Consider the following 15,756-nt stretch of genomic DNA (forward strand, 5'->3'; position numbering starts at 1 on the left):
AACCGGTGTTGCCGAAAGGCCGCAAAGCGGTGGTTCAGCAGCCGGACGGAAGCGTCTTGATGGCCGCCAGAATCCGGTCGGCGGCTTCCTTGGTGCGGTCGGCGTCGCCGAAAGCGGTCAGGCGGAAATATCCTTCGCCGCAGGCGCCGAAGCCCTCGCCGGGGGTACCCACCACACCGGCGGTCTCCAGCAGCCAGTCAAAGAACTGCCAGCTGCCCATGTTGCCGGGGCACTTCAGCCAGATGTAGGGGCTGTTCTTGCCGCCGCAGTACCACACACCGGCCTTGTCCAGCGCTGCGCCGATGACGGCGGCGTTGCGGCGGTAGTAGTCCAGGTTCTCCTGGATCTCCTTCATGCCTTCCTCGGTGAAGACGGCGGCCGCCGCCCGCTGCACGATGTAGGCAACGCCGTTGAACTTGGTGGTCTGGCGGCGCAGCCACATCTTGTTCAGGCTCATGCCTTCCCGTTCCAGGGCCTGGGGCACCACGGTGTAGCCGCAGCGGGTGCCGGTGAAGCCGGCGATCTTGGAGAAGCTGCACACCTCGATGGCGCACTCCTTGGCGCCCTCCACCTCAAAGATGCTGCGGGCCAGACCGGGCTCGCTGACAAAGCACTCGTAGGCGGCGTCAAACAGGATGACGGCGTTGTTGGCCTTGGCCCAGTCCACCCAGACCTTCAGCTGGTCCACGGTGTAGGTGGCGCCGGTGGGGTTGTTGGGGCTGCACAGGTAGACGATGTCCCCCTTCAGGGAATCGCTGGGCATGGGCAGGAAGCCGTTGTCCGCGTTGGCGGGCATGTAGGCGATGCGGCGGCCGGCCATGACGTTGTCGTCCACATAGACGGGGTAGACGGGGTCGGGCACCAGCACGGTGTTGTCCACGTCAAACAGGTCCAGCAGGTTGCCCAGGTCGCTCTTGGCGCCGTCGGAGATGAAGATCTCGGCGGTGTCCAGCGCCACGCCGCGGCCGGCGTAGTATTTCTGGATGGCTTCCCGCAGGAAGGGATACCCCTGCTCGCTGGGAATGTAGCCGTGGAAGGTCTCCTTGTGTCCCTGTTCCTCGCTGGCCTCGTGCAGGGCCTTGACCACGCTCTTGGCCAGAGGCAGGGTCACGTCGCCGATGCCCAGCCGGATGATGTCCTTGTCGGGATGAGCGGCCTGGTAGTCCGCCACCTTGTGGGCGATGGTGCTGAACAGGTAGCTCTCTTCCAGCTCTGCGTAATGCTTGTTGACTTTCATATGATTTCCCCCCTGAAAAATGGAACTAAGAAATGAATTTATTTTAACACAAAACCCCGGATGGTGCAATGCGCTTTACACAAGAACGTCCTTGATCAGGATGGACAGCCCGCCCCCGGCGCTGTGGATGAACTCCACCGCCTCGTCGCTGTTGCACAGCTCGGCAGGGATCTTGATCTCGATGCCCCGCTCGGTCTTGAAGCTGCGGCTTTCCAGCCGCTTCATCCGGGCAGGGGAGACGGTCACCCGGTCGGTTGGGGTCACCCCGGTCTCGGCCAGGGCCTCGTCAAAGGCGGGGGCGGCCAGGGGATACTGCTCCTCAATGCGGGCACGCACGTCCTCCACCGCAATGGTATTCTCCACCGCCTGGTTGCGCACCATCAGCTCCACCGCCGTCTCGGTGCCGCCGTCAAAGGGAGGCACGTCCTCCAGCTCGGCGGCTTCGGGGTAGGCGGCCTGCACGGCGGCCACAGCGGTCTCGCACACGGCCTTCAGCTTTTCTTTTTCCGGCAAAGCCTGGGTGCAGCTGAACACCCGGGTGGACAGGTAAAAGTCCTTCTTGTCGTCCATGGTGTACCGCTTTTCGATCAGCCGGATGGTCAGGTTGGCCCGGTCAATGAGGGCGGCCTCGTCGGCCTTGGGGTTACCCGGCAGAATGGTCCGCTGGGGGGCGATGGTGCTGCACTGGCCGTTGCCCATGACGTTGGTCACATGGGTGTAGCCGGGGCGGTAGTTCAGCTTGAGCACCCCGTAATAGGGCACCCCCTGCACGCTGAAATCCACAATGGCCAGATCGCCGGAAGGAATGTCCGGGTACTGGAGCATCTGGTCAAAAACCACCCCCGCAATGCGGCGGGACAGATCGATAAAATCCTGGTTCTGCTGCATCTCCTGCAAAAAGGCGGAATCGGGCAGGAACCGGCAGTTTTTGCCGTCGTCGCTGGCAAAGGCCTTTTCCAGGCAGAGGGTGAAGTATTCGTACAGGTTGGCGTCCATGTCCATGGGGCGGTCGGACAGCACCGGTTCGGATGCTCCCGAGTCCAGCAGATGGAAGATGACCTGGTTCAGTTTGATGTCCATGCAAAGGGTTCCTTTCGTTTGATGTCTTGCCCCAGTATACCACATTTTGGCGCCCTTGGACAGAGGATAAGATTCCCGGCGGGGGAGATACTGAAGGGTGAAAGGATGTGACCGCCCCATGATTTTTTCTTTCTGCGGCCCTGTGACCGTCTGCCATGCCACCGACCTGCGGGGGGCACAGCCGGACCCCCATGCCCCCGCCCCGCCCCACACCCCGCGGTATGACGAGTACCTGCGCCGGACCCTGCCCTGCCGCCAGAAGGCGGCCAAAGCCTTCCTGGACGGCAGCAGCCCCGGGGTGATGCAGAGCTATGCCCCCGGCGCCCGTCCCGGGGAGGACGGCTGGGTGGAGGACGACGACACCGTGCGTCGGCTGATGAAATGGCGGGAGGAAGCCATCTATTGACCGCTGCACCCGCAAAAAAACAGGCCCTGCCTTTTCGGCAGGGCCTGTTTTGGGTTTGTCACGGCATCTGGAAGCCCGGTTCCCCGGGCAGGATCAGATGGTTGTTTTCCAGCAGACGGCGGAATTCCTCCTCCGGCATCTCAAAGGTCACATCCCGGACCATGGAAGTCTCATGGAGGAGTACCTGCCAGGGGGCGCCGTCGGGCTGCTGCAGGAACAGCAGTCCCACCACTTCCCCCAGGTCTTTCACCGCCGGATCTTCCAGCAGGGAGGGGGCGGGCACCACAAAGTAGTGATCCACCATCCGCCCGTCTGCAAAGTCATGCTCGATGGCGGCGGGCCATTCCTCCTCCGTCTGGGTGTTTTTGTACTGCATGCGCAGGGAAAGAAAGTCGGCTGCGGAAAGCTGACTGGGCATGGAACCCGCCTCCTTTGGAAAAAAGATAGGATCAGACGCGCAGGCTGGCACCCTCGCCGGTGCCGGTGCCGTCGTCGAACTCGTAGGTGTTTCCGGGCAGCAGGGCGTTGAGCAGGATGCCGGCGATGGCGGCGATGGCCAGACCGGACAGGTTGATGGACACACCGGCCACCATGAAGGTCAGACCGCCCACCGAGTTGAAGCCCAGGGCGCAGACCAGGATGACAGCGGCGATGATCAGGTTGCGGGAGTTGGTGAAGTCCACCTGGTTTTCCACCACGTTGCGCACGCCGATGGCGGAGATCATGCCGTACAGCACGAAGCTGATGCCGCCGATGATGCCGGCGGGGATGGAGTTGATGATGGCGTCAAACTTGGGGCTGAAGCTCAGCACGATGGCAAACACGGCGGCAATGCGGATGACCAGGGGATCGTAGATCTTGGTCAGGGCCAGCACGCCGGTGTTTTCACCGTAGGTGGTGTTGGCGGGGCCGCCCAGCAGGCCGGCCATGCTGGTGGCCAGACCGTCACCCAGCAGGGTGCGGTTCAGGCCGGGGTCACGGATGAAGTTCTTGCCGGCGGTGGCGCTGATGGAAGCGATGTCGCCGATGTGCTCCATCATGGTGGCCAGGGCGATGGGCACGATGGTCAGCATGGCGCTGATGAATTCGGGGCTGCCGTCAATGGCGAACAGACCCATGGACTGGGGATGCACCGGAATGCCGAACCAGGCGGCGTCAGCCACGCTGGAAAAGTCCACCGCGCCGGTGACCAGAGCCACCACATAGGACACGATAACACCCAGCAGGATGGGCAGGATCTTGACCATGCCCTTGCCCCAGATGTTGCAGACGATGACGGTGCCCAGGGCCACAAAGGCCAGCAGCCAGTTGGTCTCGCAGTTGGTGATGGCGGAAGGCGCCAGGATCAGGCCGATGGCAATGATGATGGGGCCGGTGACCACGGGCGGGAAGAGCTTCATGATGCGGCGGATGCCGAACACCGAGATCAGCAGGCTGAACAGCACATATACCAGACCGCTCAGGGCCACACCGGCGCAGGCATAGGGCAGCATTTCGGTGTTGGGAATGGTCTGCTGGCCGTTTTCATCCAGCAGCATGGGGGCCACGATGGCAAAGCCGCCCAGATAGGCGAAGGAGGACCCCAGGAAGGCGGGGACCTTGCCGCCGGTGATCAGGTGGAACAGCAGCGTGCCCAGACCGGCACACAGCAGGGTGGTGGAAACGCTCAGGCCGGTGATCAGGGGCACCAGGACCGTTGCGCCGAACATGGCAAACATATGCTGGATACCCAGCACCAGAACCCGGGGCTTGCCCAGGGTCATGGCGTCGTAGATGCCCTGGGAATAATCGGGCTTCTGCGGCGTCTGTTTCTTTTCTTCACTCATGGAACAAACATCCTCCTCAATTTACACATGGCCCCGCAACGGCTGCGGGTATTCTCCGCTTCATCATAGCAGAAACCGCCTGCCCTTGCAAGTCTGCCCTTGCCCCCGCGCCCCGGTTGTGCTAGGATAAAGCAGGATCATGCCAACCAAAGAAGGGCTTTATTATGGAAAATTTTGTCTTCAGCATCAACGCCACCCTGCCGGTGTTCCTGGTCATGGCCATCGGCTGGGGGCTGCGCCGCCTGGGGTTTCTGCCCCCGGCCTTCTGTACCGCCGCCGACAAACTGGTGTTCAAGGTCACCCTGCCCGTCATGCTCCTCTGCGATATGGCTTCAGTGGACCTGGTCCATGATTTCGACGGCAAATATGTGGCCTTCTGCTTCGGCGTCACCATCCTGTCCATCCTGGTCATCTGGGCTCTGGCCCACCGCTTTCTGCGGGACAAATCCCTGGTGGGGGAGTTCGTCCAGGCCTGCTACCGCAGCAGCGCGGCCATCCTGGGGGTGGCCTTCATCCAGAACATCTACGGCAATGCCGGTTCCGCCCCGCTGATGATCCTGGGCAGCGTACCCCTGTTCAACATCTTTGCGGTGACCATCCTCACGGTGGAAAATCCCACCCGCCAGGGGACCCTGAACCCGGGAGCGGTACTCAAAGGGGTGGTGACCAACCCCATCCTCATCGGCATTGCGGCGGGGGCGGTGCTCAGCCTGCTGCCCTTTGAACTGCCCACCCTGGTCAGCAAGACCTTTGACAGTCTGGCCTCCCTCACCAGCCCCCTGGCCCTTTTGTCCATCGGTGCTTCTTTTGAAGGAGCCCGGGCGGTGCGCAAGATCGTTCCCACCCTCCTTGCCTCGGTGTGCAAGGTGGGCATCCTGTGCGCTGTCTTCCTGCCTTTGGCGGTGCGGCTGGGCTTCCGGGACGAACAGCTCATCGCCCTGCTCATCATGCTGGGCAGCCCCACCACCCCCACCAGCTACATCATGGCCAAAAACATGGGCCACGAAGGGGTGCTCAGCGCCAGCGTCACGGTGGTCACCACCCTGCTGTCCGCCCTGACCCTCACCTTGTGGATCTTCCTTCTGCGCAGCGGCGGGTATATCGCCTGACCCTTTCTTGAATTAAAAAAGAAAAAAGCCGCCCCGGCCGGGGCGGCTTTTTTGTGTACAAAGGTTACCGTTCGTCCAGGGGGACGTACTCCTGGGCATGGCCCACATACTTGTAGGCGGGGCGGATGATGCGGTTGGCAAACTCCACTTCCTCCACCCGGTGGGCACACCAGCCCGGGACACGGGCAATGGCGAACAGGGGGGTGAACAGGTCGTTGCTGATGCCCAGCATGCGGTAGATCAGCCCGCTGAACAGGTCCACGTTGGCACACACCCGCTTGCCGCTGGGGTGTTCCTCCGCAAAGATCTCGGGGGCCAGCCGTTCAATGCTGCACAGCATCTCGTACTCCTCATCAAAGCCCTTGGCGTAGGCCAGACGGCGGGCGTGGGTCTTGAGGATCTGAGCGCGGGGATCGCTGAGGGTGTACACCGCGTGGCCCATGCCGTAGATCAGGCCGCTGCCGTCCCCGGCTTCCTTGCGCATGATCTTGCGCAGGAATTCCCGCACTTCGCCGTCGTCCTTGGGGTTCTCCACGTTTTCCAGAATGTAGTCCAGCTGCTGCATGACCTTCAGGTTGGCGCCGCCGTGCTTGGGGCCCTTCAGGGCGCCGATGGCCGCCGAGATGGCCGCGTAGGTGTCGGTGCCGGAGCTGGACAGCACGCGGCAGGTGAAGGTGGAGCAGTTGCCGCCGCCGTGGTCGGCGTGGACCAGCAGGCACAGGTCCAGCAGGCGGGCTTCCTCGTGGGTGAACTTCTGGTCCGCCCGGTAGGTGGACAGGATATGTTCCGCCGTGCTCTGGCCCGGGGTGGGCAGGTGGAAATACATGCTGCTGCGGTCATACACCCGGCGCTTGATCTGGTAGGCGTTGACCATCATGGTGGGCATCTCGGCGATCAGGTTGATGCTCTGGCGCAGGATGTTGGGCAAAGAGGTGTCCTCGGCGTGTTCGTCATAGCTGTACATGGCCAGCACGCTGCGGGCGATCTTGTTCATGATGTTGGGGGAGGGGGAGTTGAGGATCATGTCGTCCGCAAAGCCCCGGGGCAGTTCCCGGTGGGTCTCCAGCAGTTTGCGGAACCGGGCAAACTGCTCGGGGGTGGGCAGACTGCCGAACAGCAGCAGCCACACCGCTTCCTCAAACATGAACCGGTCGTGGGCGTCGGCCTCGGCCACCAGGGTATCGATGTCGATGCCGCGGTAGATCAGCCGCCCGGGAATGGGTTTGACCGTGCCGTCGGGCTGCTTGTCGTAGCCCACAACGTTGGACACGTTGGTGATGCCGGCCAGTACGCCGGTGCCGTCCGGGTTGCGCAATCCGCGCTTGACGCCAAGGCGGTCCGCCTCGCGGGGGTCAAGGTGGGCGTTGTGGGCCAGATATTCGCCGCACAACAGCTGGATGTCCTCCGGCTCCAGGGCCGGTACGTCGGGATAGTACATCGTCTCACGCCTCCTCTATGCGGGCATGCACGGGGCATGCCGGGTGGAGCGCTTTACCTCTCAAAAGCGCCGATAAATATAATTTTATAGGATAACCGGCCTGCCGTCAAGTCTTTTTCTTAAATTAAGAAATCGAACGCCGAAAGCGGACTTTATTTTATTAAGTTGACATCCCGCTTTAGCCGGCCAAACATTAAAAAGATTCGTTGACAAGGGCCGGCAAAATGGGTATACTCAAAGAACAGGCTTATAAAATAAATGACCCTGCGGCGCCATTTGCCGCCGGTTCCCACCTGAAAATACACAAAACTGCGGCCCCGGCGCTCCCTCGCGCCCCGCCGCGGAACTATGAAACGGAGGTACGCATGAAACTGCATCAGAACGGCGTGTATCTGGTCAACGGCAAACTGACCGATACCGCTCCCGCCGGCATCACCAAGGAGAAGGCCGCCGAAGGCACCATCGCCTACGGCATCCTGAAAGCCCACAACACCGCGCCGGACATGAATGACCTGCGCCTGAAGTTCGACTCCATGACCAGCCACGACATCACCTATGTGGGCATCATCCAGACGGCCCGGGCGTCCGGCATGGAGAAGTTCCCCCTGCCTTATGTGCTGACCAACTGCCACAACAGCCTGTGCGCCGTGGGCGGCACCATCAATGAGGACGACCACCAGTTCGCCCTGTCCGCCGCCCACAAGTACGGCGGCATCTATGTGCCTCCCTGCATGGCGGTCATCCACAGCTATAACCGGGAGATGATGGCCGGCTGCGGCAAGATGATCCTGGGCTCCGACTCCCACACCCGCTACGGCGCCCTGGGCACCATGGCGGTGGGGGAAGGCGGCGGTGAGCTGGCCAAGCAGCTGGTGGGCCGCACCTATGATATGGCCCGCCCCGGCGTGGTGGCCGTTTACCTCACCGGCAAGCTGAACCCCGGCGTGGGCCCCCACGACGTGGCCCTGGCCCTGGTGGGCGCCACCTATGCCAACGGGTATGTGAAGAACAAGGTCATGGAATTTGTGGGCCCCGGCGTGGCGGCTCTCTCCGCCGACTGCCGCAACGCCATCGACTGCATGACCACCGAGACCACCTGCTGGTCCAGCATCTGGCAGACCGACTCGGTCACCGAGGAATACCTGACCATCCGGGGCCGCGCCGACGATTACCGTCAGCTGTCCCCGGCGGATGTGGCCTATTACGACGGCTGCATCGAGCTGGACCTGTCCACCATCGAGTGCATGATCGCCCTGCCCATGCATCCCAGCTACGCCTATCCCATCCGCGCCCTGAAAGAGGACCCCTACACCATCCTGAAACAGGCCGAGGACCGTGCCAACGAGCAGCTGTCCGGCAAGGTCCATATGGACCTGGTGGGCAAGATCGGCAAGGACGGCCAGATCCATGTGGATCAGGGCATCGTGGCGGGCTGCAGCGGCGGCACCTACGAAAGCCTGTGCGCCGTGGCCGACATCCTGCGGGGCAAGAGCTGCGGCAACGGCCAGTTCAAGTTCAGCGCCTACCCGGACAGTATGCCCACCTACCTGGAGCTGGTCAAGAACGGCGCCGTGGCCGATATCGTCTCGGCGGGCGGCATCTTCCGGGAAAGCTTCTGCGGCCCCTGCTTCGGCGCCGGCGATACCCCTGCCAACGGGGAGTTCTCCATCCGCCACACCACCCGCAACTTCCCCAACCGGGAAGGCTCCAAGCCCGGCGAAGGCCAGATCTCCGGGGTGGCCCTCATGGATGCCCGCAGCATTGCGGCCACCGCTGCCGCCGGCGGCGTGCTGACCGCCGCCAGTGAGGTGGTCCACGATGACTTCGTGGCCCCGCCCTATCACTTCGACAAGGGCGTGTACGACAAGCGTGTCTACAACGGCTGGAACCATGCCGAGCCGGACCACGAGCTGCGCTTCGGCCCCAACATCAAGGACTGGCCGGAACAGCCTGCCCTGTCCGACGACCTGCTGCTGCGCATCGTCAGCCACATCACCGACCCGGTCACCACTACCGATGAGCTGATTCCCTCCGGCGAGACTTCCTCCTTCCGCTCCAACCCCCTGCGTCTGGCGGAGTTCACCCTCTCCCGCAAGGACCCGGCCTACGTGGGCCGTGCCAAAGCGGTGAAGGCGGACGACGACGCCCGCCGCGCCGGCAGCCTGCCCGCAGAGATTGCTGCCGTGTACGACGCCCTGAAGGCCGCCGGCTGCACGGTGGATGCGGCCAACACCAACATCGGTTCCGCCATCTTTGCCAACAAGCCCGGTGACGGCTCCGCCCGGGAGCAGGCTGCCAGCTGCCAGCGGGTGCTGGGCGGCGCAGCCAACTTTGCCCTGGAATACGCCACCAAACGGTACCGCTCCAATTGCATCAACTGGGGCATGCTGCCCTTCCTGACCACCGACCCGGACGCCCTGCCCCTGGACGGCTACGTCTTCCTGCCCGGTGTGCGGGCAGCCCTGCTGAACAAGGACGACACCATCCCCGGCTACGCGGTGCTGCCTTCCGGCGAGGTCAAGGCCATCACCCTGCGCCTGGGCGCCCTCACCGACGCCGAGCGCCAGATCCTGGCCGACGGCTGCCTCATCAACTACTACAAGCACAACTGATTCCCATAGAAAAAGGCCCCGGCGCACTGCGCCGGGGTCTTTTTATCGTGTCTGCGCGATTATCGGACGGAAAATGCCCACAGGTTGCGGATCTGGGGTTCCAGCTCATCGTAGGTCCAAAGGCGGTCACTGTTCTGGGGACTGTTGGGGTCGTTGACCCGGATGCCGTCCTCCTCCGTTCCGGCCAGCAGGATGAAATGCCCGGTGGTGGTGAAATCCCCCGGCCGCACGCTGCAGATGATGGGGTGCCCTTCCGACAGGGCTCCGGTGACGGAACTTTCGCTCAGGGGCAGCTCCTCGCTCACCAGGCCCCAGGCTTCGCAGCCGGTGCGCATCAGCTCCCAGCTGGTCACCCCGTCCACCCAGTATCCGTCCCGCTGGGCCCGGGCGGCCACGGCGGCAGGGGTGATGGTATCGTCCCCGGTCAGTCCGGCCGCCGCCATGGACAGACAGGTGGGCCCGCAGCCGGTCACGGCCAGCAGGTCGTCTCCGTACCGGGTATAGCCCCAGCGGGCGTCCCACTGAAGCAGCAGGGGAAAGCTCCCCGCCTCCACCGTCCCGATGCTGTCGGCGGGGGCGTCGTCCTTGTGTTCGGGGTAGCCCTCCACAAAAGCCAGGGCGTCCGGGTGACGTTCCAGCAGTTCCCGCAGGCTCTGGGGCCAGGTGCCGCCGGTGTCGGCCAGAATGGCCTGCCGGCGGGTCTCCTCGTCCCCGGTCATGGTGGCGGCAGGGGCAGGGGAACGTTCCATGGCTACATCAACCGGCCCGGCGGACCGGAACCGTCCGGGCGCCCTCACGGCCCACACGGTGCCCAGAATGGCCAGCAGACAGCAGAACAGAATCCGTCCGGCTCTTCGCCGTCTTGCCCGGATACGGGCGGCGCGGCGGCGGGAATATGGCAGGGAAGATTTGCGGGTCATGACAGGGAACCTCCCGGAACAGAATCGGCGGCCGGCTGCCGCCCTGTTCCCACTGTACCACCCTTTCCATGGCAAGATATGCCGGACCCCTGCCCGAAGTATGGGAACTTCCTTGCGCAATTCTTGCAAATTTCTGTCGGCCGGCAGCAAAACCGCACAAAAAGGCGCATCTGTCCCCAAAACGGGCAGATGCGCCAAAAATGCGGAAAATGATTCGTCTATGTAACCGGATGCCTCAGTCTTCCAGCCACTTGTGCAAAGCGGGCAGGGCGGCCAGGGCGTCGGTGCGGCCCAGCTCATACTGGGCGTTGATGCGGTCCATGTCCCGTTCCATCCGCCCCACTTTCAGGGCTTTGCTGGGCCGGATGAGGAAGGCCTCGCCGGTTCCGGCGGCCTGCTCCACCTCGCACACCTGGGCGTTGTACACCCGGGCGCGGTCGGCCATGGCCTGCACAAAGCGGGGATAGCGGCGGTACATGACCTGGAAGGGCAGCATGTTGGCGGGCTGCTTGAGATACCCGGCGGGCTGGGTCAGCACCACCAGACGGCGCTTGCAGCCCAGTTCCCCGGCAGCCCGGTAGGGGATGCTGTCGGCCACGCCGCCGTCCAGATACAGCTGGCCGTGATACGCCACCGGCCGGGAGCACAAAGGCATGGAGGCCCCGCCCCGCAGCAGGTTCATCTTGTCGTCCAGGCGCAGATTGTCGCACAGGATGTGCTCCGCCTTGCCGGTGTTCAGGTTGGTCACGGTGGTGTAGAAATCCACGGGGGAGGCCTCAAAGGCTTCCTCGTCAAAGGGATCCAGCCAGGAAGGGATGTCCTCGTAGCAGAACTTGCGGCCCACCACCTCCCCGGTGGTCAGCAGGGAATAGAACCCCATGAAATGCCGGTCATTGCGGTATTTGCGGTAATAGCGGATGCTGCGCCCTGCCTGACCGGACACATAGTTGCAGCCGTGGATGCACCCGGCGGAGGTGCCGATGACCATATCGGCCTTGAGGCCGTTTTCCATCAGCACATCCAGCACGCCGGCGGTGTAGATGCCCCGCACCGCACCCCCTTCCAGCACAAGACCGAGTTCGTATTTGACTTCCTTCATTGTTGCTGCGCCTCCCCGGGCAAAAGCTCTTGAAAATTTTCTTCGGTGTACACGGCAATCCCGGCCGCCTTCAGCACCTGGGCGGCCACGCCGTCCCCGGGTACCTTCCGGTGGGAAAAACTGCCGTCGTAGATGGTACCACAGCCGCAGCTGGGACTGTTGGCCTTGAGGATAGCCGCCCTGCATCCGTTCAGTTCGGCCATGGCCAGGGCCTCTTCGGCGCCTTTCCGGTACTGGGCGGTCACGTCGGTGCCGGCTTGGGTCACCACCCGGTCACCCTGCCGTTCGGCCGGGGGGCGGGGGGTGGGCAGGCCGCCGTAAATTTCCGGACAGACGGGCACGGCGGTGTGTCCGCCGGCGCGCAGGGCGTCCAGCAGGGCAGAACAGCGGTTGTTTCCGCCGGAATATTTGCAGCATGCGCCCAAAAGACAGGCACTGACCAGAATGTTCATAAAATCTCTCTTTCTGTACAGGTCGGGCTGTGGTATGATAAACACGTATGGTATTATAGCATAAAATGGATGGAATAATCAAAGCATACGGTGCATAACAATGCGCCTTCCTAAGGAGGAACTGATGAAAAACTGGCTTGACCGTGTCCCTTCCACCACCCGGGACTGGCTGCATCTGATCACGGCCGCTGCGCTGATCTGGCTGGTGGTGAACGCCCTGCCCAACGCGGCCGGGGGCGTCATGGCGTTTTTGGGCGCGCTTTCTCCCTTTGCGGGGGGCATCGTGCTGGCCTATGTGCTGGATATCCCCACCCGCTTTTATGCCGAAAAACTCTGCCGGGGCAAGCGCGGTCCGGCCATTGTGCTGGCCTACCTGTCCTTCCTGGCAGTGGTGGCGGCGTTGGTGGGGCTGGTGGTGCCCCAGCTGTTCCAGAGCATCGCCACCTTTGCCAACGCCCTTCCCGGCTACCTGGAAAACGCCACCGTGACTCTGGAAGGTCTGATGGCGGACGTGAATGTGGATGCCTCCATCACCCAGAAACTCACCGAATTTGTGGAAAACTCCGGTGACACCATCCAGGAATTCATCAAGAACAGCATGCCCGCTGTGGCCGGTGCCGCCGGTCAGGCGGCGGGCCAGGTGCTGAACTTTGTGGTGGCTCTGGCGGCCAGCATCTATCTGCTGGCGGAAAAGGAGCCCCTGCTCCGGGCCTGTCGGGCCCTGCTGCGGGCGCTGTTCCCGCCCCGGGCGGCGGCCAGTGTGCTGTCGGTGTTCCAGCTGGCCAACCGCACCTTCAGCAGTTACATCGGCGGCCAGCTGCTGGACGCCCTGCTGGTGGGATGTGAGACCTTTGTGGCTATGCTCATCCTGCGCCTGAACTATGCCCCCATGATCGCGGTGCTGGTGGCGGTGACCAACATCATCCCCATTGCCGGCCCGTACATCGGCGCGGTGCCCAGTGCACTGCTGCTTCTGCTCAGCGGTGAGCCGCTGCAGGCGGTCATCTTCTGCATCCTGATCCTGGTCATCCAGCAGATCGACGGCAACTTCATCGCGCCCCGCATCCTGGGCGGTGCCACCGGCATTTCCGGTCTGTGGGTGCTGGTCGCCATCATCGTGGGCGGCGGCATGTTCGGCATTGCGGGCATGGTCATCGGCGTGCCGGTCATGGCTGTGTTCGCCGCCCTGCTCAAGCAGGCGGTGGGCGCGGGCCTGACCGCCCGGGGCCTGGACCCGGAGACCGGCGGCGAGACCCCGCTGCCGGATCACGATCCGGACTGATTTTTCCTTGCATTTTTCCTACGGCGGGAGGAACCCCGCCGCCTGACTGGTACAGACAGGAGCGCATACCCCATGAATACGAAACATTGGCTGGATCAGAAACCGCAGACCATCCGGGACTGGCTGGGAATGGCTTTGTTGTGCGGCGCTTTTTATGCCGTGATCCTGCACCTTCAGCCGCTGCTGAAAGGTCTGGGAACGGCTTTTCATCTGCTTTCTCCCTTTGCGGGGGCCATTGTGCTGGCCTATGTGCTGGATACGCTGGTAAGGCCCATCCACAGCATTTTCCTGGGCGGCCGGCCCCGGCTGCGCTGGGTGGCCATTCTGGCAGCTTATGTGCTGGCGGCGCTGGCCGTCATGCTGCTGGCCTGGCAGATCCTGCCCAAGGTGGGGGCCAGTATCACCACCCTGTTCAAGAATTTCCCCGGGTATGTGGAAAATACCCAGAAAGCCCTGCTCCTTGTGCAGCAGCAGTACCCGGTGGACCTCAAACCGCTGATTGATCTGCTGGATGATTACGAGCGCATGATGGCCAACGCCTACGACCTGCTCAAGGATATGACGCCCCAGCTGGCCGGATACCTGGGCAATGTGGCCACCTACGCGCTGCATTTTGTGATCGTGGTGGCTGGCAGTGTGTACATGCTGGCCGACAAGACCCATCTGCTGCGCCAGATGCGGATGATCGTGCGGGCGGTGCTGCCCAAAAAGCAGGCGGATGACCTGTTGTCCATCTGCAGTTATGCCAACCGCAATTTCTCGGAGTTCTTCTTCGGCAAGATCTTTGATGCGGTCATTATCGGTGTGCTGCTGTTTGCGGCCATGAGCCTGCTGGGACTGAGTTTTGCCCCCCTCATCAGTGTGCTGGTGGGCTTCTGTGCCCTGATCCCCATGTTCGGTGCCTATATCGGCGCCATTCCCGGATTGCTGATCCTGCTTTTTGTGGATCCCTGGCAGGCGCTGGTCCTGCTGGTTCTGCTCATCATCCTGCAGCAGCTGGACAGCCGTCTCATTGCGCCCCGGGTGCTGGGCCGCTCGGTGGAGGTGTCGGCGTTTTGGGTGCTGTTCGCGGTGGTCGTGGGCGGCACTCTGCTGGGCCCGGTGGGTATGGTGCTGGGGGTGCCGGCCTTTGTCACCCTGTACGGTCTGCTGCGCGGGCTCATCTACTGGGTGCTGGACCGCCGGGGCGTGACCGCCCGGGACCTGGACGGCACGCCGCCGGAAGAAAGGGCGGAAGAAGAAAAAGAGACCGCCACCGTATGACAAAATCAAAACGGCCGTTCCCGTGTTGCCGGGAACGGCCGCTTTCTTTTTAACAAAAATCCCCGCTTTTGTGGAAAAGCGGGGAAGGGAAATCTTATTTCAGGAACCCGTTGACGATCTGTTCTTCGGCTTCCTGCTCGGTCAGGCCCAGGGTCATCAGCTTGGTCAGCTGTTCGCCCGCGATCTTGCCGATGGCAGCCTCATGGATCAGGCTGGCGTCGATGTTGTTGGCGATCAGGCCCGGGGTGGCAATGACCTGGGCGTGGTCCATGATGATGGCGTCACATTCGCTGTGACCGGCGCAGGCGGCGTTGCCGTTGATGTAGCTCTTGAACTCCTGCACGCTGTGATCCTTGGCCACACTGCGGGAGATCACGTTGGCAGAGCAGCCTTCGCCGTTCAGGTCCACCACAAAGTCGGTGACGGCATGCTGGTCGCCCACCGTCATGATCTTCTCCCGGATGACCAGGGAAGCACCTTCGGCCAGATCGCCGGAGGTCTTGCGGATGGTATCGTCAATGCCGGCGATCTGGGTGGTCTCCATCTCCATGGAAGCGCCTTCCTCCAGGTGGACGATGGTGGTGGGGTTCATAATCTGCTTGCCCCGGCCGTCGCCCTCGCCGTAATGCTTCTCCACATAGCGCAGCTTGGCGTTCTTGCCCAGGAAGAAGGTGTGAATGCCGTCGTGTTGGGCGTTGCCGCCGCCGCAGTTGTGGATGCCGCATCCGGCAATGATGGTCACATCGGCGCCTTCGCCGATGTGGAAGTCGTTGTACACCAGATCGGTCAGGCCGGTCTGGCTGATGATGACCGGAATGTGTACGCTCTCGTTCTTGGTACCCGGCTTGATGAAGATGTCGATGCCCGGTTTGTCGGTCTTGGTGACAATGTCAATGTTGGCGGTGGTGTTCCGGCTTTCCAGCTGGCCGTTGGCGCGGATGTTGTAGGCGCCCACCGGCAGGGCATCCAGCTCTGCAATCTCATGCAGCAGGTTCTTTTCAATGGCGTCGATCATGGGGCGTCGATCATGGT

The 15,756-nt window shown here is 62.7% G+C and carries 14 protein-coding genes; 5 read left to right on the forward strand and 9 right to left on the reverse strand.

Features of this window, described 5'->3' with window-relative positions; genetic code table 11:
- Positions 1-34: 34 nt before the first annotated feature.
- Positions 35-1,237 carry an LL-diaminopimelate aminotransferase gene (locus tag AC127K_RS10900; RefSeq protein ID WP_294541206.1) on the reverse strand — a complete coding sequence of 401 codons (1,203 nt, stop codon included), beginning with the start codon at positions 1,235-1,237 and terminating at the stop codon, positions 35-37.
- 75 nt (positions 1,238-1,312) lie between these two features.
- Positions 1,313-2,317 (reverse strand): nucleoid-associated protein, encoded by a 1,005-nt coding sequence (locus AC127K_RS10905; RefSeq protein ID WP_294541204.1) that lies wholly within the window; start codon positions 2,315-2,317, stop codon positions 1,313-1,315.
- 118 nt (positions 2,318-2,435) lie between these two features.
- Between AC127K_RS10905 and AC127K_RS10910 the strand changes: the two genes are divergently transcribed.
- Entirely contained in the window at positions 2,436-2,723 is a 288-nt protein-coding gene (locus AC127K_RS10910) for a hypothetical protein (protein WP_483720606.1), read from the forward strand.
- Positions 2,724-2,781: 58 nt separating this feature from the next.
- Here the strand turns inward: AC127K_RS10910 and AC127K_RS10915 are convergent, their stop codons facing one another.
- Both AC127K_RS10915 and AC127K_RS10920 read right to left on the reverse strand, forming a co-directional pair.
- Positions 2,782-3,141 carry a hypothetical protein gene (locus tag AC127K_RS10915; RefSeq protein WP_294541200.1) on the reverse strand — a complete coding sequence of 120 codons (360 nt, stop codon included), beginning with the start codon at positions 3,139-3,141 and terminating at the stop codon, positions 2,782-2,784.
- A 31-nt stretch (positions 3,142-3,172) separates the two neighbouring features.
- Complete coding sequence (locus AC127K_RS10920) at positions 3,173-4,549, reverse strand: uracil-xanthine permease family protein (RefSeq protein ID WP_483720607.1); 1,377 nt, start codon at positions 4,547-4,549, stop codon at positions 3,173-3,175.
- Between the two features lie 164 nt (positions 4,550-4,713).
- On the opposite strand from AC127K_RS10920, the gene AC127K_RS10925 reads away from it, so the two are divergent.
- Complete coding sequence (locus tag AC127K_RS10925; protein ID WP_483720608.1) at positions 4,714-5,658, forward strand: AEC family transporter; 945 nt, start codon at positions 4,714-4,716, stop codon at positions 5,656-5,658.
- A 64-nt stretch (positions 5,659-5,722) separates the two neighbouring features.
- Here AC127K_RS10925 and AC127K_RS10930 read toward each other — a convergent pair whose 3' ends face one another.
- The gene (locus AC127K_RS10930) at positions 5,723-7,096 is read right to left on the reverse strand and encodes a citrate synthase (protein ID WP_483720609.1); all 1,374 of its coding nucleotides are present in this window, start codon (positions 7,094-7,096) and stop codon (positions 5,723-5,725) included.
- 365 nt (positions 7,097-7,461) lie between these two features.
- Here AC127K_RS10930 and AC127K_RS10935 point away from each other — a divergent pair, with 365 nt between their 5' ends.
- Positions 7,462-9,708 (forward strand): hydratase, encoded by a 2,247-nt coding sequence (locus AC127K_RS10935; RefSeq protein WP_483720610.1) that lies wholly within the window; start codon positions 7,462-7,464, stop codon positions 9,706-9,708.
- Between the two features lie 59 nt (positions 9,709-9,767).
- On the opposite strand, the gene AC127K_RS10940 is transcribed toward AC127K_RS10935, so the two are convergent.
- The 3 genes from AC127K_RS10940 to AC127K_RS10950 all read right to left on the reverse strand — a co-directional run bounded on the left by AC127K_RS10940 (position 9,768) and on the right by AC127K_RS10950 (position 12,179).
- Positions 9,768-10,628: a C39 family peptidase gene (locus AC127K_RS10940; protein WP_483720611.1), complete on the reverse strand. Its 861-nt coding sequence runs from the start codon at positions 10,626-10,628 to the stop codon at positions 9,768-9,770.
- Between the two features lie 235 nt (positions 10,629-10,863).
- Positions 10,864-11,727: a patatin-like phospholipase family protein gene (locus AC127K_RS10945; protein WP_294541188.1), complete on the reverse strand. Its 864-nt coding sequence runs from the start codon at positions 11,725-11,727 to the stop codon at positions 10,864-10,866.
- Complete coding sequence (locus AC127K_RS10950) at positions 11,724-12,179, reverse strand: 2-thiouracil desulfurase family protein (protein ID WP_294541186.1); 456 nt, start codon at positions 12,177-12,179, stop codon at positions 11,724-11,726. The genes AC127K_RS10945 and AC127K_RS10950 overlap by 4 nt, the downstream gene beginning before the upstream one ends.
- Before the next feature lie 124 nt (positions 12,180-12,303).
- Between AC127K_RS10950 and AC127K_RS10955 the strand changes: the two genes are divergently transcribed.
- Positions 12,304-13,461, forward strand: a complete 1,158-nt coding sequence (locus tag AC127K_RS10955) for an AI-2E family transporter (protein WP_294541184.1) — start codon at positions 12,304-12,306, stop codon at positions 13,459-13,461.
- 72 nt (positions 13,462-13,533) lie between these two features.
- Complete coding sequence (locus tag AC127K_RS10960) at positions 13,534-14,724, forward strand: AI-2E family transporter (protein ID WP_483720612.1); 1,191 nt, start codon at positions 13,534-13,536, stop codon at positions 14,722-14,724.
- A 94-nt stretch (positions 14,725-14,818) separates the two neighbouring features.
- Here the strand turns inward: AC127K_RS10960 and AC127K_RS10965 are convergent, their stop codons facing one another.
- Positions 14,819-15,739, reverse strand: a complete 921-nt coding sequence (locus AC127K_RS10965; protein ID WP_483720613.1) for a SufB/SufD family protein — start codon at positions 15,737-15,739, stop codon at positions 14,819-14,821.
- Between the last annotated feature and the right edge of the window lie 17 nt (positions 15,740-15,756).

This window comes from Subdoligranulum sp. DSM 23681 (assembly GCF_057005535.1).

Coding starts and splice junctions, on each gene's coding strand:
- AC127K_RS10900 (WP_294541206.1), bottom strand. CDS start 1,237: ATGAAAGTCAACAAGCATTACGCAGAGCTGGAAGAGAGCTACCTGTTC.
- AC127K_RS10905 (WP_294541204.1), bottom strand. CDS start 2,317: ATGGACATCAAACTGAACCAGGTCATCTTCCATCTGCTGGACTCGGGA.
- AC127K_RS10910 (WP_483720606.1), top strand. CDS start 2,436: ATGATTTTTTCTTTCTGCGGCCCTGTGACCGTCTGCCATGCCACCGAC.
- AC127K_RS10915 (WP_294541200.1), bottom strand. CDS start 3,141: ATGCCCAGTCAGCTTTCCGCAGCCGACTTTCTTTCCCTGCGCATGCAG.
- AC127K_RS10920 (WP_483720607.1), bottom strand. CDS start 4,549: ATGAGTGAAGAAAAGAAACAGACGCCGCAGAAGCCCGATTATTCCCAG.
- AC127K_RS10925 (WP_483720608.1), top strand. CDS start 4,714: ATGGAAAATTTTGTCTTCAGCATCAACGCCACCCTGCCGGTGTTCCTG.
- AC127K_RS10930 (WP_483720609.1), bottom strand. CDS start 7,096: ATGTACTATCCCGACGTACCGGCCCTGGAGCCGGAGGACATCCAGCTG.
- AC127K_RS10935 (WP_483720610.1), top strand. CDS start 7,462: ATGAAACTGCATCAGAACGGCGTGTATCTGGTCAACGGCAAACTGACC.
- AC127K_RS10940 (WP_483720611.1), bottom strand. CDS start 10,628: ATGACCCGCAAATCTTCCCTGCCATATTCCCGCCGCCGCGCCGCCCGT.
- AC127K_RS10945 (WP_294541188.1), bottom strand. CDS start 11,727: ATGAAGGAAGTCAAATACGAACTCGGTCTTGTGCTGGAAGGGGGTGCG.
- AC127K_RS10950 (WP_294541186.1), bottom strand. CDS start 12,179: ATGAACATTCTGGTCAGTGCCTGTCTTTTGGGCGCATGCTGCAAATAT.
- AC127K_RS10955 (WP_294541184.1), top strand. CDS start 12,304: ATGAAAAACTGGCTTGACCGTGTCCCTTCCACCACCCGGGACTGGCTG.
- AC127K_RS10960 (WP_483720612.1), top strand. CDS start 13,534: ATGAATACGAAACATTGGCTGGATCAGAAACCGCAGACCATCCGGGAC.
- AC127K_RS10965 (WP_483720613.1), bottom strand. CDS start 15,739: ATGATCGACGCCATTGAAAAGAACCTGCTGCATGAGATTGCAGAGCTG.